At 62.4% G+C, this 26,602-nt stretch carries 24 protein-coding genes; 15 read left to right on the plus strand and 9 right to left on the minus strand.

Annotated elements, in window-relative coordinates:
• The first annotated feature begins 54 nt into the window (after positions 1-54).
• From ELX51_RS06620 to ELX51_RS06640, 5 genes are all read left to right on the plus strand, one after another.
• Complete coding sequence (locus tag ELX51_RS06620) at positions 55-975, plus strand: ABC transporter permease (RefSeq protein WP_248305325.1); 921 nt, start codon at positions 55-57, stop codon at positions 973-975.
• The gene (locus ELX51_RS06625; RefSeq protein WP_127752780.1) at positions 972-1,943 is read left to right on the plus strand and encodes an ABC transporter permease; all 972 of its coding nucleotides are present in this window, start codon (positions 972-974) and stop codon (positions 1,941-1,943) included. Before ELX51_RS06620 ends, ELX51_RS06625 begins: the two co-directional genes overlap by 4 nt.
• Positions 1,944-2,102: 159 nt before the next feature.
• Positions 2,103-2,582 (plus strand): MarR family transcriptional regulator, encoded by a 480-nt coding sequence (locus ELX51_RS06630; protein WP_127752781.1) that lies wholly within the window; start codon positions 2,103-2,105, stop codon positions 2,580-2,582.
• Entirely contained in the window at positions 2,579-4,354 is a 1,776-nt protein-coding gene (locus ELX51_RS06635) for an MFS transporter (protein WP_248305269.1), read from the plus strand. Before ELX51_RS06630 ends, ELX51_RS06635 begins: the two co-directional genes overlap by 4 nt.
• A gap of 22 nt (positions 4,355-4,376) precedes the next feature.
• Entirely contained in the window at positions 4,377-5,420 is a 1,044-nt protein-coding gene (locus ELX51_RS06640) for an HlyD family secretion protein (RefSeq protein ID WP_127752782.1), read from the plus strand.
• Between the two features lie 81 nt (positions 5,421-5,501).
• Here the strand turns inward: ELX51_RS06640 and ELX51_RS06645 are convergent, their stop codons facing one another.
• Entirely contained in the window at positions 5,502-7,439 is a 1,938-nt protein-coding gene (locus ELX51_RS06645) for a PAS domain-containing sensor histidine kinase (protein ID WP_206524708.1), read from the minus strand.
• Between the two features lie 87 nt (positions 7,440-7,526).
• Here ELX51_RS06645 and ELX51_RS06650 point away from each other — a divergent pair, with 87 nt between their 5' ends.
• Entirely contained in the window at positions 7,527-8,405 is an 879-nt protein-coding gene (locus ELX51_RS06650) for a DUF72 domain-containing protein (RefSeq protein ID WP_206524709.1), read from the plus strand.
• A 134-nt stretch (positions 8,406-8,539) separates the two neighbouring features.
• Here the strand turns inward: ELX51_RS06650 and ELX51_RS06655 are convergent, their stop codons facing one another.
• Complete coding sequence (locus tag ELX51_RS06655; protein WP_127752783.1) at positions 8,540-8,803, minus strand: hypothetical protein; 264 nt, start codon at positions 8,801-8,803, stop codon at positions 8,540-8,542.
• Between the two features lie 322 nt (positions 8,804-9,125).
• Here ELX51_RS06655 and ELX51_RS06660 point away from each other — a divergent pair, with 322 nt between their 5' ends.
• From ELX51_RS06660 to ELX51_RS06675, 4 genes are all read left to right on the plus strand, one after another.
• Positions 9,126-9,398, plus strand: a complete 273-nt coding sequence (locus ELX51_RS06660; RefSeq protein ID WP_127752784.1) for a hypothetical protein — start codon at positions 9,126-9,128, stop codon at positions 9,396-9,398.
• Between the two features lie 375 nt (positions 9,399-9,773).
• Positions 9,774-11,189 carry a glucuronate isomerase gene (uxaC, locus tag ELX51_RS06665; RefSeq protein ID WP_127752785.1) on the plus strand — a complete coding sequence of 472 codons (1,416 nt, stop codon included), beginning with the start codon at positions 9,774-9,776 and terminating at the stop codon, positions 11,187-11,189.
• A gap of 91 nt (positions 11,190-11,280) precedes the next feature.
• Complete coding sequence (locus ELX51_RS06670) at positions 11,281-12,129, plus strand: aminoglycoside phosphotransferase family protein (protein WP_164854782.1); 849 nt, start codon at positions 11,281-11,283, stop codon at positions 12,127-12,129.
• A gap of 17 nt (positions 12,130-12,146) precedes the next feature.
• The gene (locus ELX51_RS06675) at positions 12,147-12,650 is read left to right on the plus strand and encodes a CAP domain-containing protein (protein WP_127752787.1); all 504 of its coding nucleotides are present in this window, start codon (positions 12,147-12,149) and stop codon (positions 12,648-12,650) included.
• A gap of 10 nt (positions 12,651-12,660) precedes the next feature.
• Here ELX51_RS06675 and glpK read toward each other — a convergent pair whose 3' ends face one another.
• Positions 12,661-14,160, minus strand: a complete 1,500-nt coding sequence (gene glpK / locus ELX51_RS06680; protein WP_127752788.1) for a glycerol kinase GlpK — start codon at positions 14,158-14,160, stop codon at positions 12,661-12,663.
• A 13-nt stretch (positions 14,161-14,173) separates the two neighbouring features.
• Positions 14,174-15,670, minus strand: a complete 1,497-nt coding sequence (gene glpD / locus ELX51_RS06685) for a glycerol-3-phosphate dehydrogenase (RefSeq protein WP_127752789.1) — start codon at positions 15,668-15,670, stop codon at positions 14,174-14,176.
• A gap of 157 nt (positions 15,671-15,827) precedes the next feature.
• On the opposite strand from glpD, the gene ELX51_RS06690 reads away from it, so the two are divergent.
• Entirely contained in the window at positions 15,828-16,763 is a 936-nt protein-coding gene (locus ELX51_RS06690; protein WP_127752790.1) for an AEC family transporter, read from the plus strand.
• Between the two features lie 7 nt (positions 16,764-16,770).
• Here the strand turns inward: ELX51_RS06690 and ELX51_RS06695 are convergent, their stop codons facing one another.
• Genes ELX51_RS06695 through ELX51_RS06705 form a run of 3 tightly spaced genes read right to left on the minus strand, consistent with a single transcriptional unit; the run spans position 16,771 to position 20,074 of the window.
• Entirely contained in the window at positions 16,771-17,664 is an 894-nt protein-coding gene (locus tag ELX51_RS06695) for a transglutaminase family protein (RefSeq protein ID WP_127752791.1), read from the minus strand.
• Between the two features lie 33 nt (positions 17,665-17,697).
• Positions 17,698-18,648, minus strand: coding sequence for an alpha-E domain-containing protein (locus tag ELX51_RS06700; protein ID WP_248305270.1), 951 nt, complete (start codon positions 18,646-18,648; stop codon positions 17,698-17,700).
• A 4-nt stretch (positions 18,649-18,652) separates the two neighbouring features.
• Positions 18,653-20,074, minus strand: a complete 1,422-nt coding sequence (locus tag ELX51_RS06705; protein ID WP_127752792.1) for a circularly permuted type 2 ATP-grasp protein — start codon at positions 20,072-20,074, stop codon at positions 18,653-18,655.
• 161 nt (positions 20,075-20,235) lie between these two features.
• Between ELX51_RS06705 and ELX51_RS06710 the strand changes: the two genes are divergently transcribed.
• A complete protein-coding gene (locus ELX51_RS06710) occupies positions 20,236-21,165 on the plus strand; it encodes a 2-hydroxyacid dehydrogenase (protein ID WP_127752793.1) in 930 nt (309 codons plus the stop codon).
• A 1-nt stretch (position 21,166) separates the two neighbouring features.
• Here the strand turns inward: ELX51_RS06710 and ELX51_RS06715 are convergent, their stop codons facing one another.
• Positions 21,167-22,297: an AbrB family transcriptional regulator gene (locus ELX51_RS06715; protein WP_127752794.1), complete on the minus strand. Its 1,131-nt coding sequence runs from the start codon at positions 22,295-22,297 to the stop codon at positions 21,167-21,169.
• Entirely contained in the window at positions 22,258-23,427 is a 1,170-nt protein-coding gene (locus tag ELX51_RS06720) for a M20 aminoacylase family protein (protein ID WP_127752795.1), read from the minus strand. The genes ELX51_RS06715 and ELX51_RS06720 overlap by 40 nt, the downstream gene beginning before the upstream one ends.
• Before the next feature lie 198 nt (positions 23,428-23,625).
• Between ELX51_RS06720 and ELX51_RS06725 the strand changes: the two genes are divergently transcribed.
• From ELX51_RS06725 to ELX51_RS06735, 3 genes are all read left to right on the plus strand, one after another.
• Complete coding sequence (locus ELX51_RS06725) at positions 23,626-24,384, plus strand: electron transfer flavoprotein subunit beta/FixA family protein (protein ID WP_127752796.1); 759 nt, start codon at positions 23,626-23,628, stop codon at positions 24,382-24,384.
• Positions 24,384-25,328 (plus strand): electron transfer flavoprotein subunit alpha/FixB family protein, encoded by a 945-nt coding sequence (locus ELX51_RS06730; RefSeq protein WP_127752797.1) that lies wholly within the window; start codon positions 24,384-24,386, stop codon positions 25,326-25,328. The genes ELX51_RS06725 and ELX51_RS06730 overlap by 1 nt, the downstream gene beginning before the upstream one ends.
• A 63-nt stretch (positions 25,329-25,391) precedes the next feature.
• Complete coding sequence (locus tag ELX51_RS06735) at positions 25,392-26,576, plus strand: amino acid aminotransferase (protein ID WP_127752798.1); 1,185 nt, start codon at positions 25,392-25,394, stop codon at positions 26,574-26,576.
• Positions 26,577-26,602: the final 26 nt, after the last annotated feature.

A 26,602-nucleotide genomic window follows, 5' to 3' on the forward strand; every position in this document is an offset into this window, starting at 1 on the left:
GCCGCCGAGCGCCGCCCCTTTGACGTTTTCGATTTCCTTTCGCGCTATGGCACGCTGATCGCGCTTGCGCTGCTGCTCGTCTTTAACCTCATCTTCACCCGCAACTTCGCCACCGTCCAAACCCTCAACGTCAATCTCACCCAGGTCTGCACCATCGTCATCGTCGCCGTCGGCATGACCATGGTGATCGGCACCGGCGGCATCGACCTCTCCGTCGGCTCCATCATGGCCATCTCCGGTGCGCTGGCGCCGATGATCTTTCTCGGCACCATCTTTCCCGTCGGCCCCATCGGCCCCGCCGTGGCCCTCGCTATCTGCGTCGCTCTCCTTGCCGCGACGCTCCTTGGGCTCTTCAATGGCTGGCTCGTCGCCTATTTCCGCATCCAGCCCATTGTCGCGACCCTCGTCCTCTTCATCGCCGGCCGCGGCATTGCCCAGGTCCTCACCAACGGCAACCTCCAGGTCTTCCGCACCCCCGAATTCCAGTGGATCGGCCTGGGGCGCCCCTTCGGCATCCCCGTCCAGGTGCTGATCATGGCCGCCATCGTGCTCCTTGCCGCCTGGGTCCTCCGCCGCACCGTCTTTGGCCGCGCCATCCTCGCCACCGGCGGCAATGAGCGCGCCGCCGAACTCTCGGGCGTCCCCGTCAGCCGCGTCAAACTCGCCGTCTACGCCATTTCCGGCTTTTGCGCGGGCGTGGCCGGGCTCATCGTCATCGCCATCAACTCCGCCAGCGACGCCAATCTCGTCGGCCTCGGCATGGAGCTTGACGCCATCGCCGCCGTTGCCGTCGGCGGCACGCTGCTGAGCGGCGGCAAGGCCACCATCATCGGCACCCTCATCGGCGCGCTCACCATCCAGCTCGTGCGCTACACGCTTCTCGCCAATGGCGTCCCCGACGCCGCCGCGCTCGTGGTCAAGGCCGCCATCATCGTCCTTGCCGTCTGGCTCCAGCAACAGGGCAGGGCGCGATGACCCGCAAGCCCGATCTGCGCATTCTCCTCGGCACCTATGGCGTCGTCATTGCCCTCCTCGCCCTCATCGCCTTTGGCTGGTGGCGCTACGACAACTTCGTCGGCTTTTTCAACATCACCAGCGTTTTGCGCTACAATTCCATGTTCGCGCTGGTCTCGCTCGGCATGTGCTTCGTCATCATGACCGGCGGCATTGATCTCTCCGTCGGCTCCACCGCCGCCCTCGGCAGCGTCGCGGCGGCCCTTGCGAGCCCCTATGGCATCCTCCCCGGCGCCGCGGCCGGCATCGGCGTCGGTCTCCTCGTCGGCGCCATCAACGGCCTTCTCGTCACCCGCGCCAACATCATGCCCTTCATCGCCACTCTCGCGACCATGCTCGCGGCCAGCGGCTCGGCGCTGCTGCTGGCCAACAACCAGTCCGTCTCCGTTTCCTATGAAAGCGGCTTCACCGCGCTGGGCCAGGGCAATCTCTGGATCCTGCCCATCCCCGCCGTGATTGCCGGGGTTGCCTATCTCCTCGGCTCGGTTGTCCTCAACTTCACCAGCACCGGCCGCACCGTCCTCGCCATTGGTGGCAATGAGGAAGCTTCGCGCCTCATGGGCCTGCGCACCGATGCCATCAAGTTCCTGACCTATCTGGCAAGCGGGGGCCTGGCCGGCCTCGCCGGCGTCATACTTGCCGCCCAGTTCGGCGCCGGCCAGCCCATCGAGGGCGTCGGCTGGGAGCTCTTTGCCATCGCCTCGGTCGTGGTCGGCGGCACGCTGCTGACCGGCGGCGTCGGCTCCGTCGGCACCACTTTGGCCGGCGTGCTGCTGCTCGGCATCCTCTTCAATGTGCTCAATTTCGAGAACGGTATGGGCTGGATTTCCCTTTCCGCCTATTGGCAATCGGTTATCCGCGGCGCCTTCCTCCTCGTCGTCGTGATCATCCAGGCCCGCATGGTGACGCGCCCAAACGCCCCGGCTTAGTCCTGCCGCCGGAACCACTAGCGTCCCAACCAGACTCAACACTTGAGTCTGGGACGCATTGTTCCTGTGAAAAAACGCAGGTCTGTTATGCGTCCGCTCTTGTGGCGCTCCCCCGCCGCAGCACATATGTAGCTCCCTACACTGTAGGTGAGCACGAACATGGCCGAGACATCCGAACTGCTTCGAAATGTCGCCAAAGCTGGGCGGGAACTGAGCGTGGGCTTTGATGTCCATCTCAAGGATCTCAACCTGACCACGGCGCGCGCGCGCGTTCTGCTGCTGTTGCTGCCCAGCACGGAAGGCGTCAGCCAGGCCGCCGTGACCGAACATTTGCGCGTTGAGCATCCCACCGCCGTGCGCATCCTCGATGGGCTGGAGAGCCTTGGCTATACCCATCGCGTGCCCAGCCCCGACGATCGCCGCGCCCGCATGATCGTTTTGACGCCGCAAGGCCGTGCTGTGGCCAAAAAGGTCTCGGCTATCGTTTCCTGTCTCAATGATCATCTGATGTCCCAGCTTGATCCCGCCGAAGCCGAGATCGCCAATCGTGTCCTGCTCCAGCTCCTCGACGGGCTGCAAAGGGTCAAGTCGGACATTGCCGGTTCTCTCACCAAGGATCGGGAGCACGCCCCCTCATGAGCACGCGCAGCACGGTAATAGCGGTCGCTGATCCCGTTGAGGATCGCGCCGCCGAGAACTCGACTCCGACCGAACAGCAGGCCGCCCTCGCGTCCGCAGCAACAACGGACACCCAGGCTGAACCGGAGGCGCAGCCAAGCGCGCCGCCAGCGGCGGCGCCGGCCTCGGGCATGCCCGCCATGCCGCCCTTCGTGCCCAAATCGCCGATCATGAACCTGGTTTATATCCTGAGTTCGCTGATCCTCGGGCTGACGCAGGGGCTCGGGCTCAATCTCATCACCGCCAATCTACCGGGCCTGCAGGCATCCTTTGGCGCCACCCAAACCGAAATGGGCTGGCTCGCCGCCGCTTATTTCGCCACCAATCTTGCGGGCACTATTCTCCTCTTCAAGGCGCGCACCCAGTTCGGGCTGCGGCGCTTCGCCGAGTTGGGGATCGCTGCCTATGTGGTGGTGGTCATCGCCCACCTGTTTGCCCATGATCTGCACTCGGCCATTGTCGTGCGCGCCATCATGGGCGTGGCCGCGGCCCCGCTCAGCACGCTCGGTTTTTACTACATGCTGGAATGGCTGCCCCCGCAAAAGAAGATGAGCATTGGCATCTGCTTTGGCATGCTCGGCTCAACCCTTGCCTTGCCCTTGGCTCGGGTCATCTCGCCCGATCTGCTGCAGATGGGCGATTGGGTGGGCCTTTATGCCGTTGAAGTGGGCATGGCGCTGGTCTCGCTCGCGATTGTGTTTCTCGTGCCTTTGACCGCCCCGCCGCGCATGAAGGTCTTTGATCGTGCCGATATCCTGAGCTTTCCGCTGATGACGGTCGGCTTTGCTTGCCTTGCCATCGTGCTCGGCATGGGTCGGGCCTTCTGGTGGTTCGAAACCCCCTGGATCGGCGAACTCCTGGCCCTCGGCATTGCCTCCATGGTGCTGTTCTGCATGGTCGAGCTGCATCGCAGCAATCCGATTATCGACCTGCGCTGGCTCACGGGTCGCGACATGCTGATCTTTGCCGGGGCCCTCGTCGTGTTCCGCCTGCTGCTGTCAGAGCAGTCGGTGGGGGTGTTTGGCCTCTTCACCGTGCTTAATCTGCAGAACGATCAACTGATCCCGCTCTTTGGCGTCATCGGCGTTGTGACCTTCATTGCCACCGCTGTCCTTAGCGCAGTGATCAAGCCGCAGCGCACCGAGATCATCCACCTCGTGGCGCTGGTCCTGATTGCGGCTGGCAGCTGGATGGATGCGCACAGCACCACGCTCAGCCGGCCCGAGCAATTCTATCTCAGCCAGGCGCTGATTGGCGCCGCTGGTGGCTTGTTCCTGCCGCCAGCCATGCTCAATGGCTTCATGAAAGCGCTGGCGCGAGGCCCGCAATATATTCTGTCGTTCCTTGCCGTGTTTCTCACCACCCAAAGCCTGGGTGGCTTGTTGGGCAGCGCCATCTTCACCACCTTCGTCGCCCTGCGCGAGCAGTTTCATTCCAACATGCTGTCGCAAGGGATCACCCTGCTTGATCCACTCGTGGCCCAGCGCATCCAGGCCTATGGCGGCGCTTATGCGCGCGTCCTGACCGATCCCACCCAGCTCAGCACGCAAGGGCTGAACCTGTTGACCCAGTCGCTTACCCAGCAATCCTGGGTGCTCGCCTATAACGACCTCTTCCTCGTGGTCTTCTACGGGGCGCTGGCATCCACTGCCGCGCTGGTCATTCACATGAGCCTCACCAAGCTCGCCGCCCTAAACGCCGCCAAAACTGCCAGCGCCGCCAGCCCGGCCTGATTGCCTCCCTGGAGAATTGACTATGCCTTTCCTCAAACTGCTTAAATCCAAGGGCACCTGGGCTGCCTTGCTGATCGGCCTCATCGGCGTTGGCGTCGTGCTCTATGCCTGGCAGCTGCCGCCTTTCACCTCCACGATCCAGTCCACCAACAATGCCTTTGTGCGTGGCCGGGTGACCATGATCGCGCCTCAGCTTGCCGGCTATGTCACGCAAGTGCCGGTCAGCGACTACCAGCAGGTTACGAAGGGCGATCTGCTGATCAAGCTCGATGACCGCATCTATCAGCAGCAATTGGCGCAGGCCGAAGGGGCCCTGGCCCAGCAGCGCAACGCCCTCGACAACTATGAGCAGAACCGGGCATCCAAGCAGGCGAGCCTCGACTATGCCAACGCCCAGCTCGAAGCCGCCGAAGCCTCGCTTGAGCGCGCCCAGGCCGATGCCGCGCGCAGCGAGTCATTGTTGGCTTCGGGCCTGTCGCCGCAATCGAGCAACGACCAGGTCCGCGCCGCATTGCTGCAAGCGCAATCCAGCGTCGCCCAGGCCCAGGCCAATATCAGCGTGGCTGAACAGAACCTGTCGCTGGTCGAGGGCAGCGTACCGGCATTGCAGGGGGCGGTTCACTCGGCTGAAGCTGCGGTGGAACTGGCCAAGATCAATCTGGCCAATACGAGCATCACCGCGCCCGTCGATGGTGTGCTCGGCGAAGTGACGGCGCGCGTGGGCCAGTATGTGTCCACCGGCAGCCAGCTAACCTCCGTCACCCCGCCCGATCGTTGGGTCGTGGCCAATTTCAAGGAAACGCAACTCGCCAGCGTCCATATCGGGCAGGAGGTCACCTTTTCCGTCGACGCGCTCAATCACCAACAGGTCAAGGGCCATATTTCGGAAATCTCGCCGGCGACCGGCTCGGAGTTCAGCGTCATCAAGCCCGACAACGCCACGGGCAACTTCACCAAGATCGCCCAGCGTATTCCGGTGCGCATCGAGCTCGATGCCGAGCCCGAACTGGTCACTCAGCTCCGGCCGGGTATGTCGGTGGAAGTCTGGGTCGACACGCAGCTCTAGGCGCGGGTGAGGGCGGCAGGAGCACTTCAGTGCCGCTTTGCTCACCAGCTGGCGGGCTTCGCGCCCGCCGGCAGCCTTTCGTCAGCTCGCCTCGATAACCGCTGACACAGCCTTGGCCAGTTCAGTTTGACGGAACGGCTTGGCGAGCCGGGGCAGCTCGATGCTTTCCTCGCCGGCTAGGTCCACAAAGCCGCTGGCAAGAACCACCGGCAAGTCAGGCCGTCGCGAGCGGGCTTCCCTCACCAGTTGCAAGCCCGTCATATTGGGCATGGCATAATCGGTCAGCATCATGTCGATCGGCTCACCGGTGGCCAGCACCTTGAGCGCCTCGGCGCCCGAGCCCGCCAGGATCGGGCTATAGCCGAGGTCCTCAAGCATGTCTGCGACATTGCCCAGCACCAGTGCATCATCGTCTACCACCAGCACCACGGGTTTTTTGGCCGGCTCGGTCGGGTGTGATTGCTGTTCATCGGCAGTGGCGGTGTCGAGCGTCGTTTCTGCTGCAGCTTCGGGCAGCCAGATCTGCGCCGTGGTACCCGTGCCTTTTTCGCTGGTGATCACTAACCTTCCGCCGGATTGTTCGACCATGCCCTTGACCATGGACAGGCCGAGCCCGGTACCTTTTCCCACGCCTTTAGTGGTAAAGAACGGCTCGGTTGCGCGGGCCAATGTCGCCGCATCCATGCCCTCGCCATTGTCTTCCACGGTGATCCGCACATAGCGGCCGGGCGGCATCGGCTTGCCGGCTCCGACGACATCGATCGATTTGGCCGAGATCCGGATAATGCCGCCGCCGGGCATCGCGTCCCGCGCATTGACCACGAGGTTGAGGATGGCCAGCTCGAGCTGGTTGGCATCTGCACGGGCCGGTCGCAAGGTCGCGGCAAATTCGGTCACGAGGTCGAGGGAAGGACCAAGCGAGCGCTCCAGCAGGTCCAGAATACCACGCACCAGTTGGGGAACGTCGACGGACTCGGGATTGAGTTCCTGCTTGCGGGCAAATGCCAGCATGCGCTGGGTCAGCGAGGCACCCCGCTGGGCCCCCTGCAAGGCATTGCCGATCAAGCGGCGCAGCTTGGGGTCGTCCGGCAGCCGCTTTTGCGCGAGCTCGAGGCTGCTCTGGATCACCATCAGCAGATTATTGAAGTCATGCGCCACGCCGCCGGTAAGCTGGCCCAGCGCTTCGGACTTTTGCGACTGAAAGAACGCCTCGCGCGCCTCATCGAGTGCCCGTTGCGCTTCGCGTCGTTCGGTATTGTCGCGGGTGACCTTGGCAAAGCCGACAATGTTGCCGGCATGATTGCGGATCGGGTCGATCACCACATGCGCCCAGAAGCGGCTGCCATCCTTGCGGACGCGCCAGCCTTCCTTCTCGAACCGCCCCTCGCGCGTGGCGGTTTCGAGCGCGATCCTGGGCAGCTCGATTTCCTGGTCTTCGGGCGTATAGAAGCGGCTGAAGTGCTGGCCGATGATCTCCTCGGCGCTGTAGCCCTTGATGCGCTGGGCCCCGGCATTCCAGCTGCTGACCGTGCCCTCCGGCGAGAGCTGGTACAGCGCATAGTCCGTGACGCTTTGCACCAGCAGGCGAAACTGTTCTTCGCTTTCGCGCAGGGCCGTTTCCGCCGCTTTTCGCTCCGATAGATCCCGGGTGACTTTGGCAAACCCGATCAGCTCACCCGTCGGGCTGCGGATGGGGTCGATCACCACATGCGCCCACATGCGGGTGCCGTCCTTGCGAACGCGCCACCCTTCCTGCTCGAACTTGCCCTCTTCGGCGGCAGTGCGCAGGGCTCGCGCGGGCAGATTCGTTGCCTTGTCTTCTTCGGTATAAAATCTCGAGAAATGGTGCCCGATGATCTCGGAAGCTTCGTAGCCCTTGAAGCGCTGCGCGCCAGCATTCCAGCTCACCACCGTGCCGTTACGATCCAGCATGTAAATGGCATAGTCCACGATGCTGCTCACCAGCAGCTGATAGTGGTCACTGCCGGGTGTCGTGACCTGGCTTTCGGTTTCGATCATGTCTGCCCGCACCTTCGCATCAATCGTCTCTCTCATCTACCCATTTGCCGCCGATGTCCAAACGTCTTGAGAGCGTCGCACGATCAAATGCGTTCCCTCGACACAGCAGGTGATGCAACTGGCCAGTTCCGGCGGGAACAGCTCGACGCCATGGGAGTTGGATTTTCGCCCATTCATAAAGGCTTTGCAGTGGTTCATAATGCGTTCATCGGTACGGCAGGATGGAGTCTAAATCGGGACTTTTCCGAGTTCCAGGGGGGAGGAACCGCCCTGGAGCGCTACGCCGCCGTATTCTCCGCCACCGAGGTAAACTCCAGCTTTCACCGCCGTCACCGCCCATCCACCTGGCAGCGCTGGCACGATTCAGTCCCGCAAAACTTCAAGTTCTCCGTCAAGCTGCCCAAGACCATCACTCACCAAAGTCAACTTATCGACCCCGAAACTGACCTCGATGAGTTCTTCGCCGACATCGCTCCGCTCGGCAGCAAGCTCGCGGCCATCCTCGTACAACTCCCGCCCAAGCTGGCATTTCAGCGCGAGTCCGCATCGGCATTCTTCTCCGCCCTCCAGGCGCGCAGCCCGGTGCCCGTTTATCTGGAGCCCCGCCACGCCACCTGGGCCAACGCGGAAGCTTCCGAACTGCTGCAGGCATTCAAGATCGCCCGCGTCTATGCCGATCCACAGCAAGAAGGCTTGCGCGCGGCGGCGCTTGCCGACGGCGCAACCTACCTGCGGCTGCACGGTTCGCCGAAAATCTACTATTCAGAGTACGACCATGCAGCCATTGAGCTTTTCGCCGCACTGCTCAGGGCTGGGAGTGGTCCAGGCTGGTGCATCTTTGACAATACCGCATCAGGCGCGGCGCTGCGCGACGCCTTCAAACTGCGCGATATTATCGCGGAGGAAAGCCCCGCAAGCACGGTCGCCGCTACAATAAGCGATGGTGCCGCCGGGGCGGACCGTTAAGGGCCCGCCTCGGATGCATACGCACGCGCGTTGGCTTTCTCTCTTCCGAGAGTTCATCGGCGTCGGCCCGGTAGTCGAGCTCGGCGTATGGGTCTGGGTCGTACTGGCAGGTCATGGCCGCAGCGGTCATTCGCTTAGTGAACGGCCTCGTCGGGCGGGCCGATCAGCTGGGCAATGCCTTCTTCCTCAAGCGCACGCTGGAACTCGTTCCAGGCGTCCATCTCGGTGGGGAAGGTGTCTTCCCAGATCAGCGAATTGTCGTCATCGTCCACCACTTCCAGGGTCCAGCCATCATTGCTGTCCTTGAGGCGGTAGATGCCGACCTGAACGGTGATCCCGTCCTGGGTGAATTCGCAGCTCTGCTCGGAAAGCTCAATATCCTGATTTTCGTCGCTCATCATTGCTCTCCATTGTTCGGTGCGCTCCCATAGCGCGACGAGGCGGCTATGGCCACCGCCAAAGCGTCGCCCCAACCATGCGCCTGGCACCTTCGACATATGGGAAACGCCATCTAAGTGGTTTCTTGTATGCTTTCTTTCGCGCCCATTGCCGGAACAGTGACGCGTTGCTGCCGGTCAAGGATCACCGGCCGCACATCTCCGGCTTCTTGGATTAACTACAGAATTGTCGCGGTAACGAACCGTAAACCACGTTCCGCTTGCAATTGCATCGAATTGCGCAGAGTTCCGTTGCTTCTGCACGGATGTGTGGAGTACGGCAATGGATCAAGCGTTGCACAATACTGTAGATCAGATCGGTGATGACCGGCGCGATACCGCCGTGGCAGTGGCGCAGTTTCTTGCGCTGGCCAAGGCTGCCAACGTCACTTTCGACCTGGTGGATGATCGGCTGACGATGAGGGCAGTCAAGCCGAAATGGGCCCTATGGGCACCGATCCGGCACTGCTTGGATGAGATCGGCATCGAAGCAATTGAAGAGCACTTCCGCAAAACCACGCCGCAAGAACGCGAAAGTCTTGGCGAGGTCGCGTGAGCTTGGGCTGTCACAGGGTCATGGTCATCGCGGCCGCAACGGCTACTATACCGAAGGCCGCCATCCCGGCAGCGAGGACCATCGCATGAGCCCGGGGCAGCCGGCGAATAGCTGAGGTGGATGCGTGGACGTCGTGGCCAGTTCCCTGCAATTCAACCTGTGTCATCGCTTACCCCTTGAGACAATGCGTGGCAGTCGCCAGTAGCTCGGGGCGGCCTTTGTTTAGTCGTTTCGCCCACGTCGCAAGCGTAGTCCAGCATGGCGGCAGGGGGAAAAGCCTTTCCGGAACGCCGTTAATTTTAATCTAATCCGCTCACTGGCCGATCTTGTATGGTAGTCGTTGATCTTGGGTCCGGATCATGGCAAAACCTGATCATGACCAATGCCCCGCACCTTCATCCCGATCGCTTTTTCCCTTTGGCCGAACCAGCACGGTCCGTCGCACGGGACCTTTATGCTGCTGTCAAAGATTTGCCGCTGATCTGCCCCCATGGGCACACGGACCCGTCCTGGTTTGCGGCCAATGATCGGTTTTCGGACCCCGCGGCGCTGTTTCTCACCCCAGACCATTACGTGTTGCGCATGCTGCGCAGCCGTGGGCTGAGCTATGACGATCTCGGCGTGCCCCGCAAGGACGGAAAGCCAGTTGCGGCCGGGCGAGATGCCTGGCGCCTCTTCGCCGCGAACTACCATTTGTTCGCGGGTACTCCATCCAAGACCTGGGTCGATCACTCGCTCCAGCTCACCTTTGGCATCAACGAAGAGTTGGGGCCAGACACTGCTGATGCGATTTATGACCTGATCGACAAACGCTTGGGTGATCCCGATTTGCTGCCGCTGGCGATTCTCGATCGTGCCAACGTAGAGACCATTGCGACCACCGAATTCGCCCTCGATCCCCTCCAGCACCATGCCCGTTTGGCTGACCGGGGATTGATCGGGCGGGTGCGTACCACCTATCGCCCTGATGATGTTACCGACGCCAGCCGCCCCGCCATCGCGGACAATCTTCAGCGTCTGGGGGAGGTCACGGGAGAAAATATTCCGACCTGGGGCGGTCTCATCAATGCCCACCGGAGCCGGCGAGAGTTCTTCCGGCGCTTCGGCGCCGTTGCGACCGATCATGGTGTTCCCACTGCCAACACCACTGACCTTCCCCTAGTCGAAAAGCAGGCCTTGCTCGACAAGGTCTTGGCTGGACGACACGATGCTGCCGATGCTGAACTCTTTCGGGCCCAGATGCTTACGGAAATGGCGCTGTTGTCGGTGGAAGACGGCATGGTCATGCAGATCCATGCCGGATCCCGCCGCAACACCGATCCGTTGCTGATGGCCGAGCGTGGCACCGATCTTGGCGCCGACATTCCTGGCACGACCGACTATGTCACCGGTATGCGGGCGCTCCTGGGCCGCTGCGGCAATGAGCCGAACTTACGCATCATCATGTTCGTACTCGATGAAACCACCTATGCTCGGGAGCTGGCGCCCATGGCTGGCTATTGGCCCAGCCTGATGATCGGCCCGCCGTGGTGGTTCCACGACAGCCCGCAGGGTATCCGGCGTTATCTTGACCAGGTGGTGGAGACGGCCGGCTTCTACAATCTCGCCGGCTTCAATGACGATACGCGTGCGCTGCTCTCGATCCCCGCCCGGCATGATGTCTGGCGCCGTGAAGTCAGCGGCTTCCTTGGGCGTTGGGTGGGCGAGCACCGGCTCTCGGCCGCGACCGCGCAGAACTTGGCCAAGCATTTGAGCTACACTGCAGCTAAGGATGCTTATCGCCTGAACTGATGGTCGCTTCGGGTGGGCGCTTATCAAGTTTTGGCGTAAAGAGCGCTGGGAGGTCGAATCACGACCATTGTTCTGCTCTAATGCGTCCATGATGAATCAGTCGCCCGTCGAAACAGCGCTCAGCCGCGCCATGATCCGCTGGTCCCTGACCCGCTCGCAGCCGCTTGCCGACACGGCAACCAGCTGGATTTTTCGCGTTGATCAGAATGGACGCAACTTTGCGGTGCTCAAGATCCTGAAGGCGGCGCCCCCAGATGCGGAGCGCCGCGGAGCGGCGCTGATGGCCTGGTATGGCGGGGAGGGCGCCGCGACCGTGTTTGACTCGCATGGCGACACACTGTTCATGGAATGGCTGGACGGCATTCCGCTCGGGGACGCTGTTCGTCGCGGCCACGACGAAGAGGCGACTGTCGCGCTTGCGACCGTGATCGCCAGTCTTCATCGGCCGCGTCCGCAGTCTCCCCCGGACTTACTTTCGCTACGCGAACGCTTTCAGATGCTATTCGATACCGATGTGCGGGTCTGGCCGCACACTGCCCGGGATCTCTACGCCCGTGCCAGCGGCATCGCGCTCAAGCTGTTCGACAAACCCAGTGCACAACTCCCGCTACACGGCGATCTGCACTACGACAACATCATCTCGTCGGAGCGCGGATGGCTCGCCATCGATCCGGTGGGCCTCTTCGGTGATCCGGCTTACGAAGTAGCACCCGCATTCGTTAGCCCCTCCGGCGCCGAAGCGCTGGTTGCCGACCCGCGCCGCATTTCGGCATTGCTGGACACCTTCGAGGCGCGACTCGATCTTCCCCGCAAACGGGTTTTGGGCTGGGCCGCGGCCCATGCAGCTTTGTCGGCGTCCGTGAACCTCGCGGATGGCAAGCCCATCACGATCCAACTCGCCTGCCTTCCTAATCTACTCAGCGCCTATGATCAGGCGTGACTTCAAGGGTTTTCTTCATGGCTAACCTGACCCGCCGCAGCGCGCTGGTGCTTGCGGGCGCGGCGCTGCTTTCGGCCTGCGCCACCACCGCGCCAATTGTTCCCGCCAGCGGTGGTACCACTCCCGAAACCTTGTCTGACGATCAAATCCTTGCCGCCATCAACGCGGTGCGCAAAACCAATGGCGCGCCGCCCTGGAGCTATAATCAGCGGCTTGAAACGGCAGCCCGTTCGCAAGCCCAGCTAATGGCAGCCAAGAACAAGCTCAGCCACGATCTGGGCGTTACCTTGCGCGAACGTGTAACCCAGGCTGGCTATCTCGGCGCAGTGGGCGAGAACGTTGCCGGCGGCCATCCCAATCTCGAAAGCGCCATCCAAGGATGGATGAATTCGCCTGGGCACCGGTCCACCTTGCTCAGCCCGAAATTCACTGAGTTCGGCTTGGCTGTGGCGCGCACCGACAAGGGCCGGCTGTATTGGGCCATGATCGCCGGCGGCTCATTCGAGGCTTGGCTCGTCTAGTCGCGCAGGCCTAAGCCGCTGTGCTAAGCGTGCGCCGCACTGCTGCGCCCCAACCGCTGAGCTTGCTCTCCCTCGTTGAGGGGTCCATTGCGGGCTCGAACCGCTGGTCACATAACCAGCCAGCGGCAAAGGCTTCCATGTCGGGCCAAGCCCCGGCGCGCGAGCCAGCGAGCCAAGCCGCGCCCAATGCAGTGGTTTCAAGGATCGTTGGCCGATCAACCGGCGCATCGAGCACATCCGCCAGGAACTGCATGGTCCAATCAGACGCGACCATGCCGCCATCCACGCGCAGCACGGTCTCCCCGCCAGTGCTTTTCCAATCCTTGCGCATCGCATCAAGCAAATCGCGGGTCTGGTAGCATACCGCTTCCAGTGCTGCCCGCGCGATCTCGGCTGGGCCAGTATTGCGGGTCAGACCATAAATGGCGCCGCGCGCCTCGGCATCCCACCAAGGTGCGCCCAAGCCCACAAATGCGGGCACCATGTAAACATGCTGGTTGGGATCTGCCGACTGCGCCAGGGGGCCAGTTTCGCTCGCCTTGTTCACAAGCTTCAGCCCGTCCCGGATCCACTGCACGGCTGCACCGGCCACAAAGATCGACCCTTCCAGCGCATAGGTGGTCTTGCCGTCCAGCCGATAGGCAAGGGTGGACAGCAACCGGTTATGCGACCGTACCAGTTCGGTGCCAGTATTGAGCAGCGCAAAGCAGCCAGTGCCATAGGTCGATTTCAGCATCCCAGGCTTGAAGCAGGCCTGGCCAATCGTCGCGGCATGCTGGTCGCCGGCAACGCCAAGGATCGGCACAGCCGCGCCAAACAGCGCCGCATCGGTGCTCCCGAAGTCGTCGGCGCAGTCCTTGACCTCGGGAAGCATCGCTGCGGGAACCCCGAACAACTCCAGCAGTTCGGGGTCCCAGCGATTGGCGACAATGTCAAACAGTAGCGTACGGGCCGCATTGGTAGCGTCGGTAGCATGCACTCGGCCGCCCGTTAGCCGCCAGATCAGAAAGCTATCAACAGTACCGAACAGCACTTCGCCACGTTCGGCGCGGTCACGGGCGCCAGGCACATGGTCAAGCAGCCACCTAATCTTGGTTCCAGAGAAATATGGGTCGAGCAGCAATCCGGTTCGCTCGGTTACCAGCGCCTCGACGCCGTCCCGCCGCAGCTGCGCACAAACCGGTGCTGTGCGCCTGTCTTGCCAGACAATGGCATTGGCGATCGGCTTACCGGTATCGCGATCCCAGCAAACCACGGTTTCTCGCTGGTTGGTGATGCCGATGCCAGCTAGCGCCGCCGGCTCAATTCCGGCCGCTGCAATGGCGGTTTGTGCTGTGGCAAGGACGCTTTCCCAAATGGCCTCCGGATCATGTTCGACCCAGCCATCCTGCGGGAAGATTTGCGCAAATTCCTGCTGACCGACCCCTCGCACCTGGCAGCTGGCATCAAAAACGATGGCTCGGCTCGATGTGGTGCCCTGGTCAATCGCCAGCACAAAACCCTCAGTCATTCCGTTCTCCCCCTTAGCGCCGTTGTGCCAGATAAGCGTCCAGGCGCGCCTTGTCTTCAGCCCCGGTATGCAGCCCCAGCTTGGTGCGGCGCCACAAGATATCGGCGGAACTCACAGCCCATTCATTGGCAATCAGATAATCCACCTCGCTTTGGTAAAGGTCAGCGCCGAAGTGAGCCCCCAGTTCGTGCAGTTCCTTGTTGTCCCCAAGGATTACCCGCGCCTTGGTTCCGTAAAGGCGCATCAGCCGCCGGATCATGGTGGCGGGCAGGCGGCTATAGTCCATAGCCAGGCGCCGCACTTCCGATTCAAACTGCAGCGGCTCGAACTCACCGCCCGGCAGTTTGGACTCCTTGGTCCAACGTGGGCCGCGTTGGCCCAGCACGCTTTCGATCTTTTCCATGGCGGACTCGGCCAAGCGCCGGGACGTCGTGAGTTTGCCCCCAAAGACGTGCAAGGCCGCTCCGCTGGCCAGATCGCCATCGAGCTTGAGGACGTAATCCCGGGTGGCTTCCTGGGCGGCGGTGGCGCCGTCGTCGAACAATGGGCGTACCCCGGAATAGGTCCAGACGATATCGGCTTTAAGGACAGGCAGCGCGAAGTACTCGCTGGCCGCCCGGCAGAGATAGTCGATCTCGCTATCAGAAATAGCGACGTCCTTGGGATCGCCCGTGTAGTCCTGGTCGGTGGTGCCGATCAGAGTGAAATCCTGCTCGTAGGGAATGGCAAAAATGATGCGCCCGTCGGCGTTCTGGAAGATGTAGCAACGATCATGGTCGAACAGCTTGCGCACCACGATGTGGCTGCCCTTCACAAGGCGCACATTGTGAGCGCCGTTGTTGCCCATCGTATTGCCGACCACTTCGTCCACCCAGGGACCAGCGGCATTGACCACGAACTTGGCGTGCACAGTCTGCTCGCCATCCGGCCCCGACAGCGTCAGCGTCCAGCCCCCGTTATCCCGGCGCGCGCTGGTGACCTTGGTGCGGGTGTAGACCGTCGCACCCTTGTTCGCAGCGTCCCGAGCGTTGAGAACGACAAAACGGGCGTCGTCCACCCAGCAGTCCGAATACTCAAAGCCCGTCTTGAAGCCCGGCTTGAGCGGCTTGCCGGCTTCATCCTTGCTAAGGTCCAGCGTCTTGGTCGGGGGAAGCAGGCGCCGTCCGCCCATATAGTCATACATCGCCAGACCCGCGCGCAGCACCACCTTAGGCCTCAGCCCCTTGTGGTGAGGCAAGACGAACCGGAGCGGCCAGATGATGTGCGGTGCGGCCGCCCAAAGGACTTCGCGTTCGGCCAAGGCTTCGGCAACGAGGCGAAACTCATAGTGCTCCAGATAACGCAGCCCGCCATGGACCAGCTTGGTCGCGGCCGATGATGTACCGGACGCTAGATCATTCATCTCGGCCAGCATCACCGAAAAGCCGCGGCCGACGGCATCACGAGCAATGGAAGTGCCGTTAACGCCTCCACCGATCACAAAAATATCGACTTGCTCTGTTTGGGTCATGCTGGGCTCCCGGGAGATTCCCGCCGCTTCTACGCCTTATGTTCGCTCATGAAAATGAACTTCATGTGCGTCTTGGAGCCGCCCGTCTCACTCCCTCGGATTGACCCGACCGCGACGGCAGTCTAGGGCAGGGGACCAGTTTCCAGGTTGCCCGGCCATGCTCGCCATATTCAATGTCATCGCGCCAATATTCGCGCTGATGGCGCTAGGCTACTGTGCCGTGCGCTTCCGGCTTTTTCCTGCCGAAGGCATCAAAAGCCTGATCGCATTTGTGAACAACTTTGCGACCCCTTGCCTGCTATTCCACTCCATTCTCACCAGCGATTTTCGTTCCGCCTTCAACCTTGCGATTATCGGCCCGTTTTACCTGGGCGCACTGATCTGCTTTGTGGTCGGCATATTCATCGCTCGAAGATTTTTTGTGAACACACCCGGCGAAAGCGTCTCGGTTGGCTTTTCCGGCACCTTCACCAATACAGTCTTGGTGGGGCTCCCCATCATGCAGCGCGCTTACGGTCTGGACTCGCTGCCGGTCACGCTCTCCATCATCGGCCTGCACGGTGCCATTTTGCTGAGCATCGGCATGGTGACCATGGAACTGGTCAAGCGGGATGGTCGCTCCTTGGGTAGAACGCTGCTGCTAGCGGCCAAGCGGGTCCTCTCCAACCCACTGATTTGGGGGATCGCCGGCGGGATGATCGGATCTTTTGCTGGGCTGCAACTGATCGAACCGGCCGATGCATTCTTCTTGATGATGAGCCAGGCGGTGGTGCCCGCCGCCTTGTTCGGCATCGGCGGCGCCCTGAACGAGTACCGCTTGTCCGACAATTGGAAGCAGGCCGTCGTGGCTTCGCTGATCAAGCTCGTCCTGCACCCCGCCATCGCCTATGTGCTTATGGTCTGGGTGATGCGGGTTGATATGGAGATTGCCCGATATGGCATTCTCCTGGCCGCTATGCCGCCCGGCGTTAATGTTTACGTGTTCGCGACCTACTACAATCGCGGCACCAGCGTCGCGGCGAACACGATTTTGATCGCAACACTTGCCTCGGCGGCTTCCATTTCGGCCTGGTTGTTGATCCTCGGTCCTTAGCGCTGGCCTAGGTGGCGGGCGCTACCGAGAAGCCCAGTACCCGCACGCCATCGCCCAGTGGCACTGCCCGTAAGGGCTGGGTCGTGTGGGCATCCAACCCCGCAGCCAGTCGCACATGCTGTTCAGTGGGGCAAAGTTGCAGCATGGGATCGAAGCCGATCCAGCCAAGCCGATCGTCAAAAGCTTCCGCCCAGGCGTGCAGCGCAGTGCTTCCGCCCTCGTCATCCGCAAGATAACCGGTGACATAGCGCGCCGGGATGTTGAGCGCTCGGGCCGCGCCGATAAATTGGTGGGCAAACTCGCTCGCCAGCGGCAATGACTTGATTGACGCTCCCTCACTTTCAGTCACCTCGGTCAGGCTCTCGCCCATCGACTGCGTCACCCCCCCGATCGATTGCGTCATGCCTGCCGCGGACATGGACTGGGCCGCCTCGCTGCCCCCGTTCGGGGGAGCCGCCGCATCCTCCACCTCTTGAGGAATAAGAGCTTCGCCCACCGCCGCCATCAGGCCATGCAGCACCTCCAGTCGATTATTGATGCTGCCTTTGAAGCGACCGAAGATTTCTTCGCTGCCCTGCGTTGACGACGTTTTGCGCTTGAAAAGACCTGGGACCGGTTCTCCCCCCACGCGCCCCAGAACACCATGCTTGTCAAGGGTCTCGACCACGCCGTCCACCGTGACCACGATCTCGCCTTCCGGGCGGCTTTGGTTAACCAGATGCATGATGTTCCCATAGGCGTCGGTAAACCGTGCCGCACTGTCGAGGCCCGGCATGTCCACAGTCCAGCTCTCGACCTTCTGCCCGACGCCTGATTGCGGCGTGAGCAGCAATTGCATCAGCGCATGCACGGTGCCGGGCGGGGGTGTAATGCTCAAGCGATGATGGATGGCGATGCGCATCTGGAAGCCTTTTGTGCCGAGCGATCCCGGGTGTCAGTAGAAATTGTAGCTGACCGACATGCACTCGGTGACATGATTGTTGCGGCCGATGAATTCGTTGAGGAACTCGTGCAAGCCGTGAGCGAAGATCGTGTCCATGGTTGTGTCCTCCACCATGGCACAGAGCTGTTCAGCCGCTTCGTGGCAGATCATGCGTTGCCCGTAGACATCCGCCAGCGTGTCCAGCGTGTCCGACATTGATCGTGCGCAATAGACCAGTGACCGCGGCATTTCAGGGCGCAGGATCAGATAGTCGGCAATGTTGTGGGCCTTGAAGCGGTCCCGATAGAAGTGCTGATACGAGCGGTGCGCCGATGCCGCCCGCAGGATCAGTGTCCATTGCTGGATGTCGAGCTCGCCCCCCACCATCGTCGCGCGTGGCAGCAGCACGTAATACTTCATGTCGAGAATGCGCGCCGTGTTATCGGCCCGCTCGACAAAACTGCCCGCCTGCGAAAACGCAAAACCGTCATCGCGCAAGATAGTGCCCAGCATGGCGCCGCGGAATTCGTGGCTGCGTTGCTTGACCCACTGCAAGAGGCCGAGCAGCTTGGCGCCGCGCACATCGCTGGGCTTGATCTGGGAGAACTCGAGCCAGGCGGCGTTCAAGCTCTGCCACATGTCGCTGGTGATGGCGGTGCGGACGGAGCGGGCGTTGGTGCGGGCCGCTTGCAAACATGAATGAACGGATGACGGGTTGTCCGGGTCGAACATCATGAAGTGCGCGACGCTGTCGACATCGGCCTGATCGTGCTTGGCGGCGAAGGCTTCGTCGACTTCGGCGGCCTGCATCATCGAGACCAGATGCTCGCTGGCGCCACCTTCGCGCCGCGAGGTAAGGCTCATGCGATAGCCAACTTCCAGCAGGCGGGCGATGTTCTCGGCCCGCTCCACATAGCGACTCATCCAGAAGAGGTTTTGCGCTGTGCGCCCCAGCATGGTCATGGCATCAGTCCTCCAGCACCCAGGTGTCCTTGGTGCCGCCACCCTGGCTCGAATTGACGACGAGCGATCCCTCCTTGAGCGCCACGCGAGTCAAGCCGCCCGGTGTGATCCGCACCTTGTCACCCACCAGAACATAGGGCCGCAAATCCACATGGCGCGGCGCCACGCCATTGTTGACGTAAGTGGGGCAGGTGGAGAGGGCGAGCGTGGGTTGGACGATGTAATTGTCCGGTCTAGCCAGGATCTTGGCCTTGAACTCCTCCTGTTGTGCCTTGGTAGAGGTCGGGCCAACCAGCATGCCGTAGCCGCCCGAGCCATGCACTTCCTTGACCACGAGTTCGCCTATATTGGCCAGCACCCATTCCCGCTGCTCGCGATCGGTACAGTTGTAGGTCGGGACATTGTTCAGCAGGGACTTTTCGCCCAGATAGAACTCAATGATGTCAGGTACATAGGTGTAGACGGCTTTGTCGTCGGCGATGCCGGTGCCGGGCGCGTTGACCAGCGTTACGTTACCCGCGCGATAGGCGTTGAAGAGGCCGGGAACACCCAGCATCGAGTCCGGACGGAAGGTTAGCGGGTCTACGTAATCATCGTCGATGCGCCGATAAATCACGTCTACCCGCGTCGGGCCCGTCGTGGTGCGCATATAGACCCTGCCGCCATCGACAAACAGGTCCGGCCCCTCGCACAGTTGGGCGCCCATCTGGTCCGCCAGGAACGAGTGCTCGAAATAGGCCGAGTTATAGATGCCCGGCGTGAGCACTACGATATTGGGCGAACTGCCGGCCCCTGCAGGCGCCACGCTTTCGAGCGTGCGGCGCAGGTTTTCGGGATAGGTTTCCACCGGCGCGACCTTGTAGCGATGGAAGAGGTCCGGAGCCAGTTGCATCATGGCCTCGCGGTCCTCGAGCATATAGCTCACCCCGGAAGGCGTCCGTAGATTGTCCTCGAGCACATAGAAATCATTGGGACCGACCCGCACGATATCGACGCCGATAATGTGGGCGTAAACGCCCTGCGCCGGCTCGAGCCCCATCATTTCGGGGCAAAAGGCGGCGTTCTGGAGGATCAGGTGCTCCGGTACCCGGCCCGCCTTGATGATCTCCTGACGATGATAGATGTCGTAAAGAAATGCGTTAAGTGCTCGTACCCGTTGCTCTATTCCCTTGCTCAGCCGGCGCCATTCGGCCGCCGAGATGATGCGAGGAATAACGTCAAAGGGGATGAGCTTTTCCGTGCCCTCACTCGAACCATAGACGGCGAAGGTGATGCCGAGCTTGCGGAAGATCGCTTCGGCGTCCGACTGCATCAGGGGCAGGGCTCGTTCGGGTTGCTCGGCCAGCCACTCGGCGAGAACGCGATAGGGTTCGCGGATCGATCCGTCCGCATTGTTCATTTCGTCAAACGGCGCTGTGTCGGCCATCTCGCTCCGAGGGTAAAGGGCTTGGTCCCATCCTATTCACATTGCTACATATTTGTGACGCGCCGTCCAGCGGGAGCAAGGGGCCATTTTCGCCAAATCTGGTCGACTCGGCGGGAACCTTTGTCTATTTCTCACCTGGGTTAAGAGCGGGGGGCGAGACCATGACCATCGAAATTCTGCAAACCAAGAAGCTGCTGGCCAGCTGCGAAGCGGCTCTTGCTGAACGGTTTACCGTGCATAAACTGCACGAAGTTCAGGAACCTGAACGCTTTCTGAACGAGGTTGGACCCCGCATTCGGGCCCACGCCGGCAGCGATGTAAATGCCGACCTCATCGCCAAATTGCCCAATCTGGAAATCATCGCCGGCTTCGGTGTTGGCACCGACAATATCGATCTTGCGGCAGCCAAGGCGGCTGGGGTGCGGGTGACCAATACGCCCGATGTGCTCAATGATGCCGTGGCCGAACTCACCATCGGCATGATGATTGCGCTGGCCCGCCGCATTCCGCAGGCTGACCAGTTCGTGCGGGCGGGAAAATGGCCGGCGGGCAATATGGGCCTGTTCACCGAACTGACCGGCAAGACCGTCGGTATTCTGGGGCTGGGGCGAATCGGCAAGGAGATCGCCACCCGGGCGCAGGCGATGAAGATGCGGGTGGTTTATCACGGCCGCAAGCGGCAGGAGAAAGAGCCCTATGTGTTCTATCCCGACCTGCTGGAGATGGCCCGCGATATTGACTGGCTGGTGATCATCGCGCCGGGCGGCAAAGGCACCAACCGGATCGTGTCGCGCGAAGTGCTCGAAGCGCTAGGCCCCAAGGGCATGCTGGTCAATGTCGCGCGCGGCCCCCTCATCGATGAGCCCGCCATGATCGAGCTGCTGTCGAACGGCAAGCTGGGCGGTGCAGCGCTGGATGTGTTCGAGAACGAACCTGAGGTGCCCGAGGCGCTGCTGAAGCTCGAAAATGTCGTGCTCTCGCCCCATCAGGGCAGTGCCACTCATCAGACGCGCGATGCGATGGGCGCGCTGCTGGTGGCCAACCTCGATGCCCATTTTGCCGGCGAGCCGCTGCTGAGCGCCGTCGTTTGATCTAGCCCTGAGCCGGCGGCAGCGTTGCTGCTGTCGCCGCTCCCTCGCTGAGCCCCTGGCGCCGCCGGATCAGCACGACGAGCAGCGGGATGACAAAGCTCAGCAGCAGCAGGCGGATCATGTGGTGGGCCGCGATAAAGGCGGCGTCGAAGCTGAGCGCCACACCCAGAGCCCCCATACCTTCGAGCGCGCCCGGCGACAGGCCGATCCAGATCTGCCCGAAGGGCATGTCCACCAGCCGGCTCACTCCGAAAGAGACGACGGTGACGATGCCGACGGTCATCGCCGTGGCGATCAGCCCGCCAAGGGCGGCCTGCATGAACTCTTGCCGGGTGATGCCCGCAAAGCGCGAGCCGATCAGCGCCCCTGTCAGCACAAAAGCGATGATCACCAGCGGCTCAGGCATGGCGCCGCTATAAAGCCCGCCAAGCTTGGCCGCAGTCGCCAGGGCCATCGGCCCCATGACCATGGCTGCGGGAACGCCGAGGCGCATGAAGACGAGCCCCAACGCCACGCAAGCGGCGGCGAGGGCCAGCAGCTCGCCCCAGCTCAGGGTTGTTGTCGGGGCAGCGCTGCCAAAATGCTCCACCGGCAGGAACATGGCGCCGATCGGCACACAGATCGTCAGCATCAGCAGCCGGATGACCTGGATGATGACGATCTGGCGGGCGTCGCCGACGCCGGCCGAAGCGATCCCCATGATGAAGGACAGATGCCCGGGAATGGAACCGAGATACGCCGTGCCCGGATCGAGTTTGAACACGCGCACCAGCATCCAGCCGGTGAGCGCGATGATCAGCACCATTTCGAGCACGAGGCCCGTAAGGCTGATCGGCCAGCTGGCGAGCAGCGACAGGCTGTCGCTGGCCACGGTTGTGCCCATCGACATGCCGATCAGCACAAAGGCGATGTCGCGCAAGCGGACGGGCATGCGCACGGGCAGGCCGATCATCGCCGCGACAGTCACCGCCAATGAGCCGCCCATGATCCAGCCGCCGGGCAGGCCCAGCGCGGTCGCCCCCAAGCCGCCTAAGGCGGACAGGGTAAGGGTCAGGAGGGTCAGCCCCAGGATGCGGGGCCGCCACCAGAGCTCTAGCGGATCGGCAGGGCTCGTTCCGCCAGCTTTACCCAATAACTTGTCCCCACCGGAATGATGGCATCGTTGAAATCGTACGTGTCCGTGTGCAACTCGGAACTGTCGCCATTGCCAAGAAAGATATAGGCGCCGGGCCGCTGCTCGAGCATGAATGAGAAGTCTTCCCCGCCCATGGAGGGGGGCACGTCCTTGTCGACGCGCTCGGCGCCGGAAACCTCCTCGGCAATGCCGGCGGCGAAGGCGGTTTCGGCGGGGCTGTTCACCGTTACCGGATAGCCGCGCATATAGTTGACCTCGGCCGACCCGCCAAAGCTTGCGGCAAATTGGGGCACGAACTGCTGCAGACGGGCTTCGATGAAGTCCTGCACCCCGGCATCGAGCGTGCGCACGGTGCCTTTAAGGCGTGCGGTACGCGGGATGACATTGTCGGCGTCACCGGCTTCCAGCACCGTGACCGACAACACAGCACTACCGAGCGGGTCCACATTGCGCGACACTACGGTCTGCAACGCGGTGATGAGTTGGGCGGCGATGATCACGGGATCGACCGTGGATTGCGGGCGCGCGGCATGGCCGCCCCGGCCCTCGATATCGATCACGAACCGATCCGTCGCCGCCATGATGCCGCCTACGCGAATGCCGAAATGGCCAGCCGGGATGCCCGGCCAGTTGTGCATGCCGTAAACTTCGTTGATGCCGAAGCGCTCGAGAACGCCGTCCTCGACCATTTCGCGCCCGCCGGCGCCGCCTTCTTCGGCCGGCTGGAAGATGAGGGCGACTCGCCCATCGAAGTTGCGGGTTTCGGCGAGATACTTGGCTGCGCCCAGCAGCATGGCTGTGTGACCATCATGGCCGCAGGCATGCATGCTGCCCGGCACCGCACTGGCGTAAGGCTTGCCCGTGCGTTCGGCGATCGGCAGGGCATCCATATCCGCGCGCAGGCCCAGGGTGCGCCCGCTTGTATTGCTCTTGCCATTGATGATGCCGACAACGCCGGTCCGCCCCAGCCCGGTCACGACCTCGTCGCATCCAAAAGCGCGCAGGAGTTCCTCGACCTTGCCCGCCGTGCGATGCACCTCAAACAGGATCTCGGGATTGCGATGCAGGTCCTGACGCCAGCCAGCGATCTCGTCGTGAAACTCGGCAATGCGATTGATTACGGGCATGAAAAACCAGAAAATTGTTCTGGGTCAGTGTCGCTGCCATAACTCTCCGCGTCAACCTCGCGGCGTCGGTCCGTGCCGGCAAACGGCAGCGTTTTTTAACATCGTGTGCCAGCTTGGGCCGTTATTTCCGCCCGCCGCCTTGTTCCGCTCGCCCAGATTTGCCAAACCATGCCCCGTGTTCCGGAGCCTCCTGCCGCCATGAAGATCCTTGTCGCCGTAAAGCGTGTTGTTGATCACAATGTTCGTATTCGCGTCCGCCCCGATGGATCGGGCGTGGAAACCGCTGGCGTGCGCATGTCGATGAACCCCTTTTGCAAGCACGCGGTGGAAGCGGCAGTGCAACTGGCGGAGAAGGTGGCAGATAGCGAAATCGTTGTGGTCTCGATCGGTCCCAAGCCCGCGACCGACGTGATCCTGACCGCCCTCGCCATGGGCGCCCATCGCGGCGTGCTGATCCAGACCGATGCCGAGCTCGAAACCCTCGCCATCGCCAAATTGCTGGCCAAGGTCGTGGCCGAAGAGCAACCCGATCTCGTGCTGCTGGGCAAGCAGGCAGTGGATGACGACAGCAATCATGTCGGGCAGATGCTGGCGGCCCTGCTGGACTGGCCGCAGGCCACTTTCGCTTCGGCCATCAACCCGACTGGCGACGGACTTGAAGTGACGCGTGAAGTGGACTGGGGCCGTGAAACCGTGGCGCTGCCGCTGCCGGCAGTAGTGACGGCCGATCTGCGCCTCAATACGCCGCGCAATGCGGCGCTGCCCATGGTGATGAAGGCGCGCAGCAAGCCGCTGGCGGTGCGCCCTGTGGAAGACTTCGGCGTCGACGTGACGCCGCGCCTGCGCGTTGACAGCGTGTCGCCCCCGCCTGATCGCGCTGCTGGCAAGACCGTGGGCAATGTTGCCGACCTCGCCCGGCTCATTGCCGATGACGTTGCCGATCTGGAGGCGCTGTGATGCCCGTTCTGGTTCTGGCCGAGCATGATCTCGGACTGCTCTCACCCGCTACGGCGCGTCTCGTTGGGGCAGTGTGCGAGTTGGGTGCGGTGGACCTGCTGGTTTTGGGCGAAGGGGTGGACCAGGTGGCGCTGGATGGCGCGCGCCTTCTTGGCGTCAATCGCGTGCTGGTGGGGCAGGGCGCCGATCTGGCAGCGGGCCTGCCCGACAGCATCGTCCCGTTGCTGGCGGGCCTGGCGCCACAATACACCTATATTGTCGCCGCCGCCGCGGCCGCTGGCCGGGACCTGATGCCGCGCCTTGCGGCCAAGCTCGACCTGATGCCGATCACCGATGTGGTGTCCATCCAGGCGCCCAACCGCTTTGTGCGGCCCATCTATGCCGGCAACGCGCTTCAAACGGTGGTGTCCGACCAGAAGCAGAACCTTTTGACGCTGCGCGCTTCCGCATTCCGTCCGGCCGGGTTCGGGGACGCCGCCCCGATCGAGCCGCTGCCACACGCGCCGGTGGCGTCGGCGGCGCGGATCATTGCGGCACACCGCACCGAAAGCGACTCACCCGACCTTTCCACGGCGCAGATCGTGGTGGGCGGCGGCGTGTCGGTGGGTTCGGCCGAAGGCTTCAAGCTCATCGAGCAGCTCGCCATAACGCTGGGCGCTGCCGTTGGCGCGACGCGCGCGGCGGTGGATGCAGGCTACGCACCTAATGACTGGCAGGTGGGGCAAACCGGCAAGATCATCGCGCCGGACCTTTATATTGCCGTCGGCATTTCGGGGGCCTTGCAGCACCTGGCGGGCATTCAGGGCGCCAAGCGCATCATCGCCATCAACAGCGATCCCGAAGCGCCGCTGTCCAAAATGGCCGATGCGGTGCTGGTGGGCGATCTCTTCACGATCGTGCCCGCGCTCATCGCCGAACTCGACCGTCTCGGCGTCAAGCGCTGACGGTTGCAAATCCCATCCCGGCTTCTATAAAGGCCGCGCCTCCCAACGGAACCCAGCCCCGCAATGTTCGAGACCCTTTCCAAGGCCCCTGGCGACAAGATTTTGGCGCTGATGGGCGAGTATGCCGCCGATCCGCGCACTGACAAGATCGACCTCGGCGTCGGCGTCTACAAGGACGAAACCGGTACCACCCCGATCATGTCCGCGGTGCGCAAAGCCGAAGAGCGCATTCTGGCGGCAGGCACCACCAAAACCTATCTCGGCATTGCCGGCAACAAGGGCTTTGGCGCCGCGGTGCTGGACCTGGCGTTGGGTGATGCGGTGGAACGCTCGCGCGTGCGCATCGCGCAGGCTCCCGGCGGCACCGGCTCGCTCTGGGTGCTGATGCAGCTGATCAACCGGGCCCGTCCGGGTGCCACCGTGTGGGGCTCGGACCCGACCTGGCCCAACCACAACCCCATCGCCGAAAATGCCGGGCTGACGGTCAAGAAGTACCCCTATTTCGATACGCAGACGCGCGGCGTGAAGTTCGATGCCATGCTGGCCACGCTTGATGGCCTGGGGCCGCAGGATATCGTGCTGCTGCATGGCTGCTGCCACAACCCGACCGGCGCCAACCTTTCCAACGAGCAGTGGGACGCGGTGGCCGCGAGCCTTGCCCGCACTGGCGCATTGCCCTTTATCGATCTCGCCTATCTCGGCTTTGGCGATGGCCTTGCTGAAGACGCCTATGGCACCCGCAAGGTGCTGGCAGCAGTGCCCGAGGCCCTCGTCGCATTTTCCGGCTCCAAGAACTTTGGCCTTTATCGCGAGCGCATCGGCGCGGCGATCCTTGTGGCCCGTGATGCCGCACACGCCGATATCGCCAATTCCCAGCTGCTCAACATCATCCGTGGCGCTTATTCCCAGCCGCCCGATCATGGCGCCGAGATCATCCGCACCATCCTCGAGGATGCGCAGCTGCGCGCGGAATGGGAAACCGAGCTCAACGAGATGCGCGCCCGCATGATCCGGCTGCGCGAGAAGTTGGCCGACGCCATCCGCCAGAAGAGCAATTCGGAAGACTTCGATTTTATCGCCCGCCACCGCGGCATGTTTTCGCTGCTCGGGCTCGATAATGCCACTGTCGAGCATGTAAAAGCGGCCCGGGGTGTCTATATGATAGGGGACAGCCGCATCAATGTCGCGGGCATTCCCGAGGACCGCGTTGACGATCTCGCCCATGCCCTGCTTGCGGGAACGAAATAAAGCGGCGCCCGTCACCCTGACGCGCC

The organism is Devosia sp. 1566, from assembly GCF_004005995.1.
Lineage (GTDB): Bacteria > Pseudomonadota > Alphaproteobacteria > Rhizobiales > Devosiaceae > Devosia.

Coding starts and splice junctions, on each gene's coding strand:
- ELX51_RS06625 (WP_127752780.1), top strand. CDS start 972: ATGACCCGCAAGCCCGATCTGCGCATTCTCCTCGGCACCTATGGCGTC.
- ELX51_RS06630 (WP_127752781.1), top strand. CDS start 2,103: ATGGCCGAGACATCCGAACTGCTTCGAAATGTCGCCAAAGCTGGGCGG.
- ELX51_RS06635 (WP_248305269.1), top strand. CDS start 2,579: ATGAGCACGCGCAGCACGGTAATAGCGGTCGCTGATCCCGTTGAGGAT.
- ELX51_RS06640 (WP_127752782.1), top strand. CDS start 4,377: ATGCCTTTCCTCAAACTGCTTAAATCCAAGGGCACCTGGGCTGCCTTG.
- ELX51_RS06645 (WP_206524708.1), bottom strand. CDS start 7,439: ATGATCGAAACCGAAAGCCAGGTCACGACACCCGGCAGTGACCACTAT.
- ELX51_RS06650 (WP_206524709.1), top strand. CDS start 7,527: ATGCGTTCCCTCGACACAGCAGGTGATGCAACTGGCCAGTTCCGGCGG.
- ELX51_RS06655 (WP_127752783.1), bottom strand. CDS start 8,803: ATGAGCGACGAAAATCAGGATATTGAGCTTTCCGAGCAGAGCTGCGAA.
- ELX51_RS06660 (WP_127752784.1), top strand. CDS start 9,126: ATGGATCAAGCGTTGCACAATACTGTAGATCAGATCGGTGATGACCGG.
- uxaC (WP_127752785.1), top strand. CDS start 9,774: ATGACCAATGCCCCGCACCTTCATCCCGATCGCTTTTTCCCTTTGGCC.
- ELX51_RS06670 (WP_164854782.1), top strand. CDS start 11,281: ATGAATCAGTCGCCCGTCGAAACAGCGCTCAGCCGCGCCATGATCCGC.
- ELX51_RS06675 (WP_127752787.1), top strand. CDS start 12,147: ATGGCTAACCTGACCCGCCGCAGCGCGCTGGTGCTTGCGGGCGCGGCG.
- glpK (WP_127752788.1), bottom strand. CDS start 14,160: ATGACTGAGGGTTTTGTGCTGGCGATTGACCAGGGCACCACATCGAGC.
- glpD (WP_127752789.1), bottom strand. CDS start 15,670: ATGACCCAAACAGAGCAAGTCGATATTTTTGTGATCGGTGGAGGCGTT.
- ELX51_RS06690 (WP_127752790.1), top strand. CDS start 15,828: ATGCTCGCCATATTCAATGTCATCGCGCCAATATTCGCGCTGATGGCG.
- ELX51_RS06695 (WP_127752791.1), bottom strand. CDS start 17,664: ATGCGCATCGCCATCCATCATCGCTTGAGCATTACACCCCCGCCCGGC.
- ELX51_RS06700 (WP_248305270.1), bottom strand. CDS start 18,648: ATGACCATGCTGGGGCGCACAGCGCAAAACCTCTTCTGGATGAGTCGC.
- ELX51_RS06705 (WP_127752792.1), bottom strand. CDS start 20,074: ATGGCCGACACAGCGCCGTTTGACGAAATGAACAATGCGGACGGATCG.
- ELX51_RS06710 (WP_127752793.1), top strand. CDS start 20,236: ATGACCATCGAAATTCTGCAAACCAAGAAGCTGCTGGCCAGCTGCGAA.
- ELX51_RS06720 (WP_127752795.1), bottom strand. CDS start 23,427: ATGCCCGTAATCAATCGCATTGCCGAGTTTCACGACGAGATCGCTGGC.
- ELX51_RS06725 (WP_127752796.1), top strand. CDS start 23,626: ATGAAGATCCTTGTCGCCGTAAAGCGTGTTGTTGATCACAATGTTCGT.
- ELX51_RS06730 (WP_127752797.1), top strand. CDS start 24,384: ATGCCCGTTCTGGTTCTGGCCGAGCATGATCTCGGACTGCTCTCACCC.
- ELX51_RS06735 (WP_127752798.1), top strand. CDS start 25,392: ATGTTCGAGACCCTTTCCAAGGCCCCTGGCGACAAGATTTTGGCGCTG.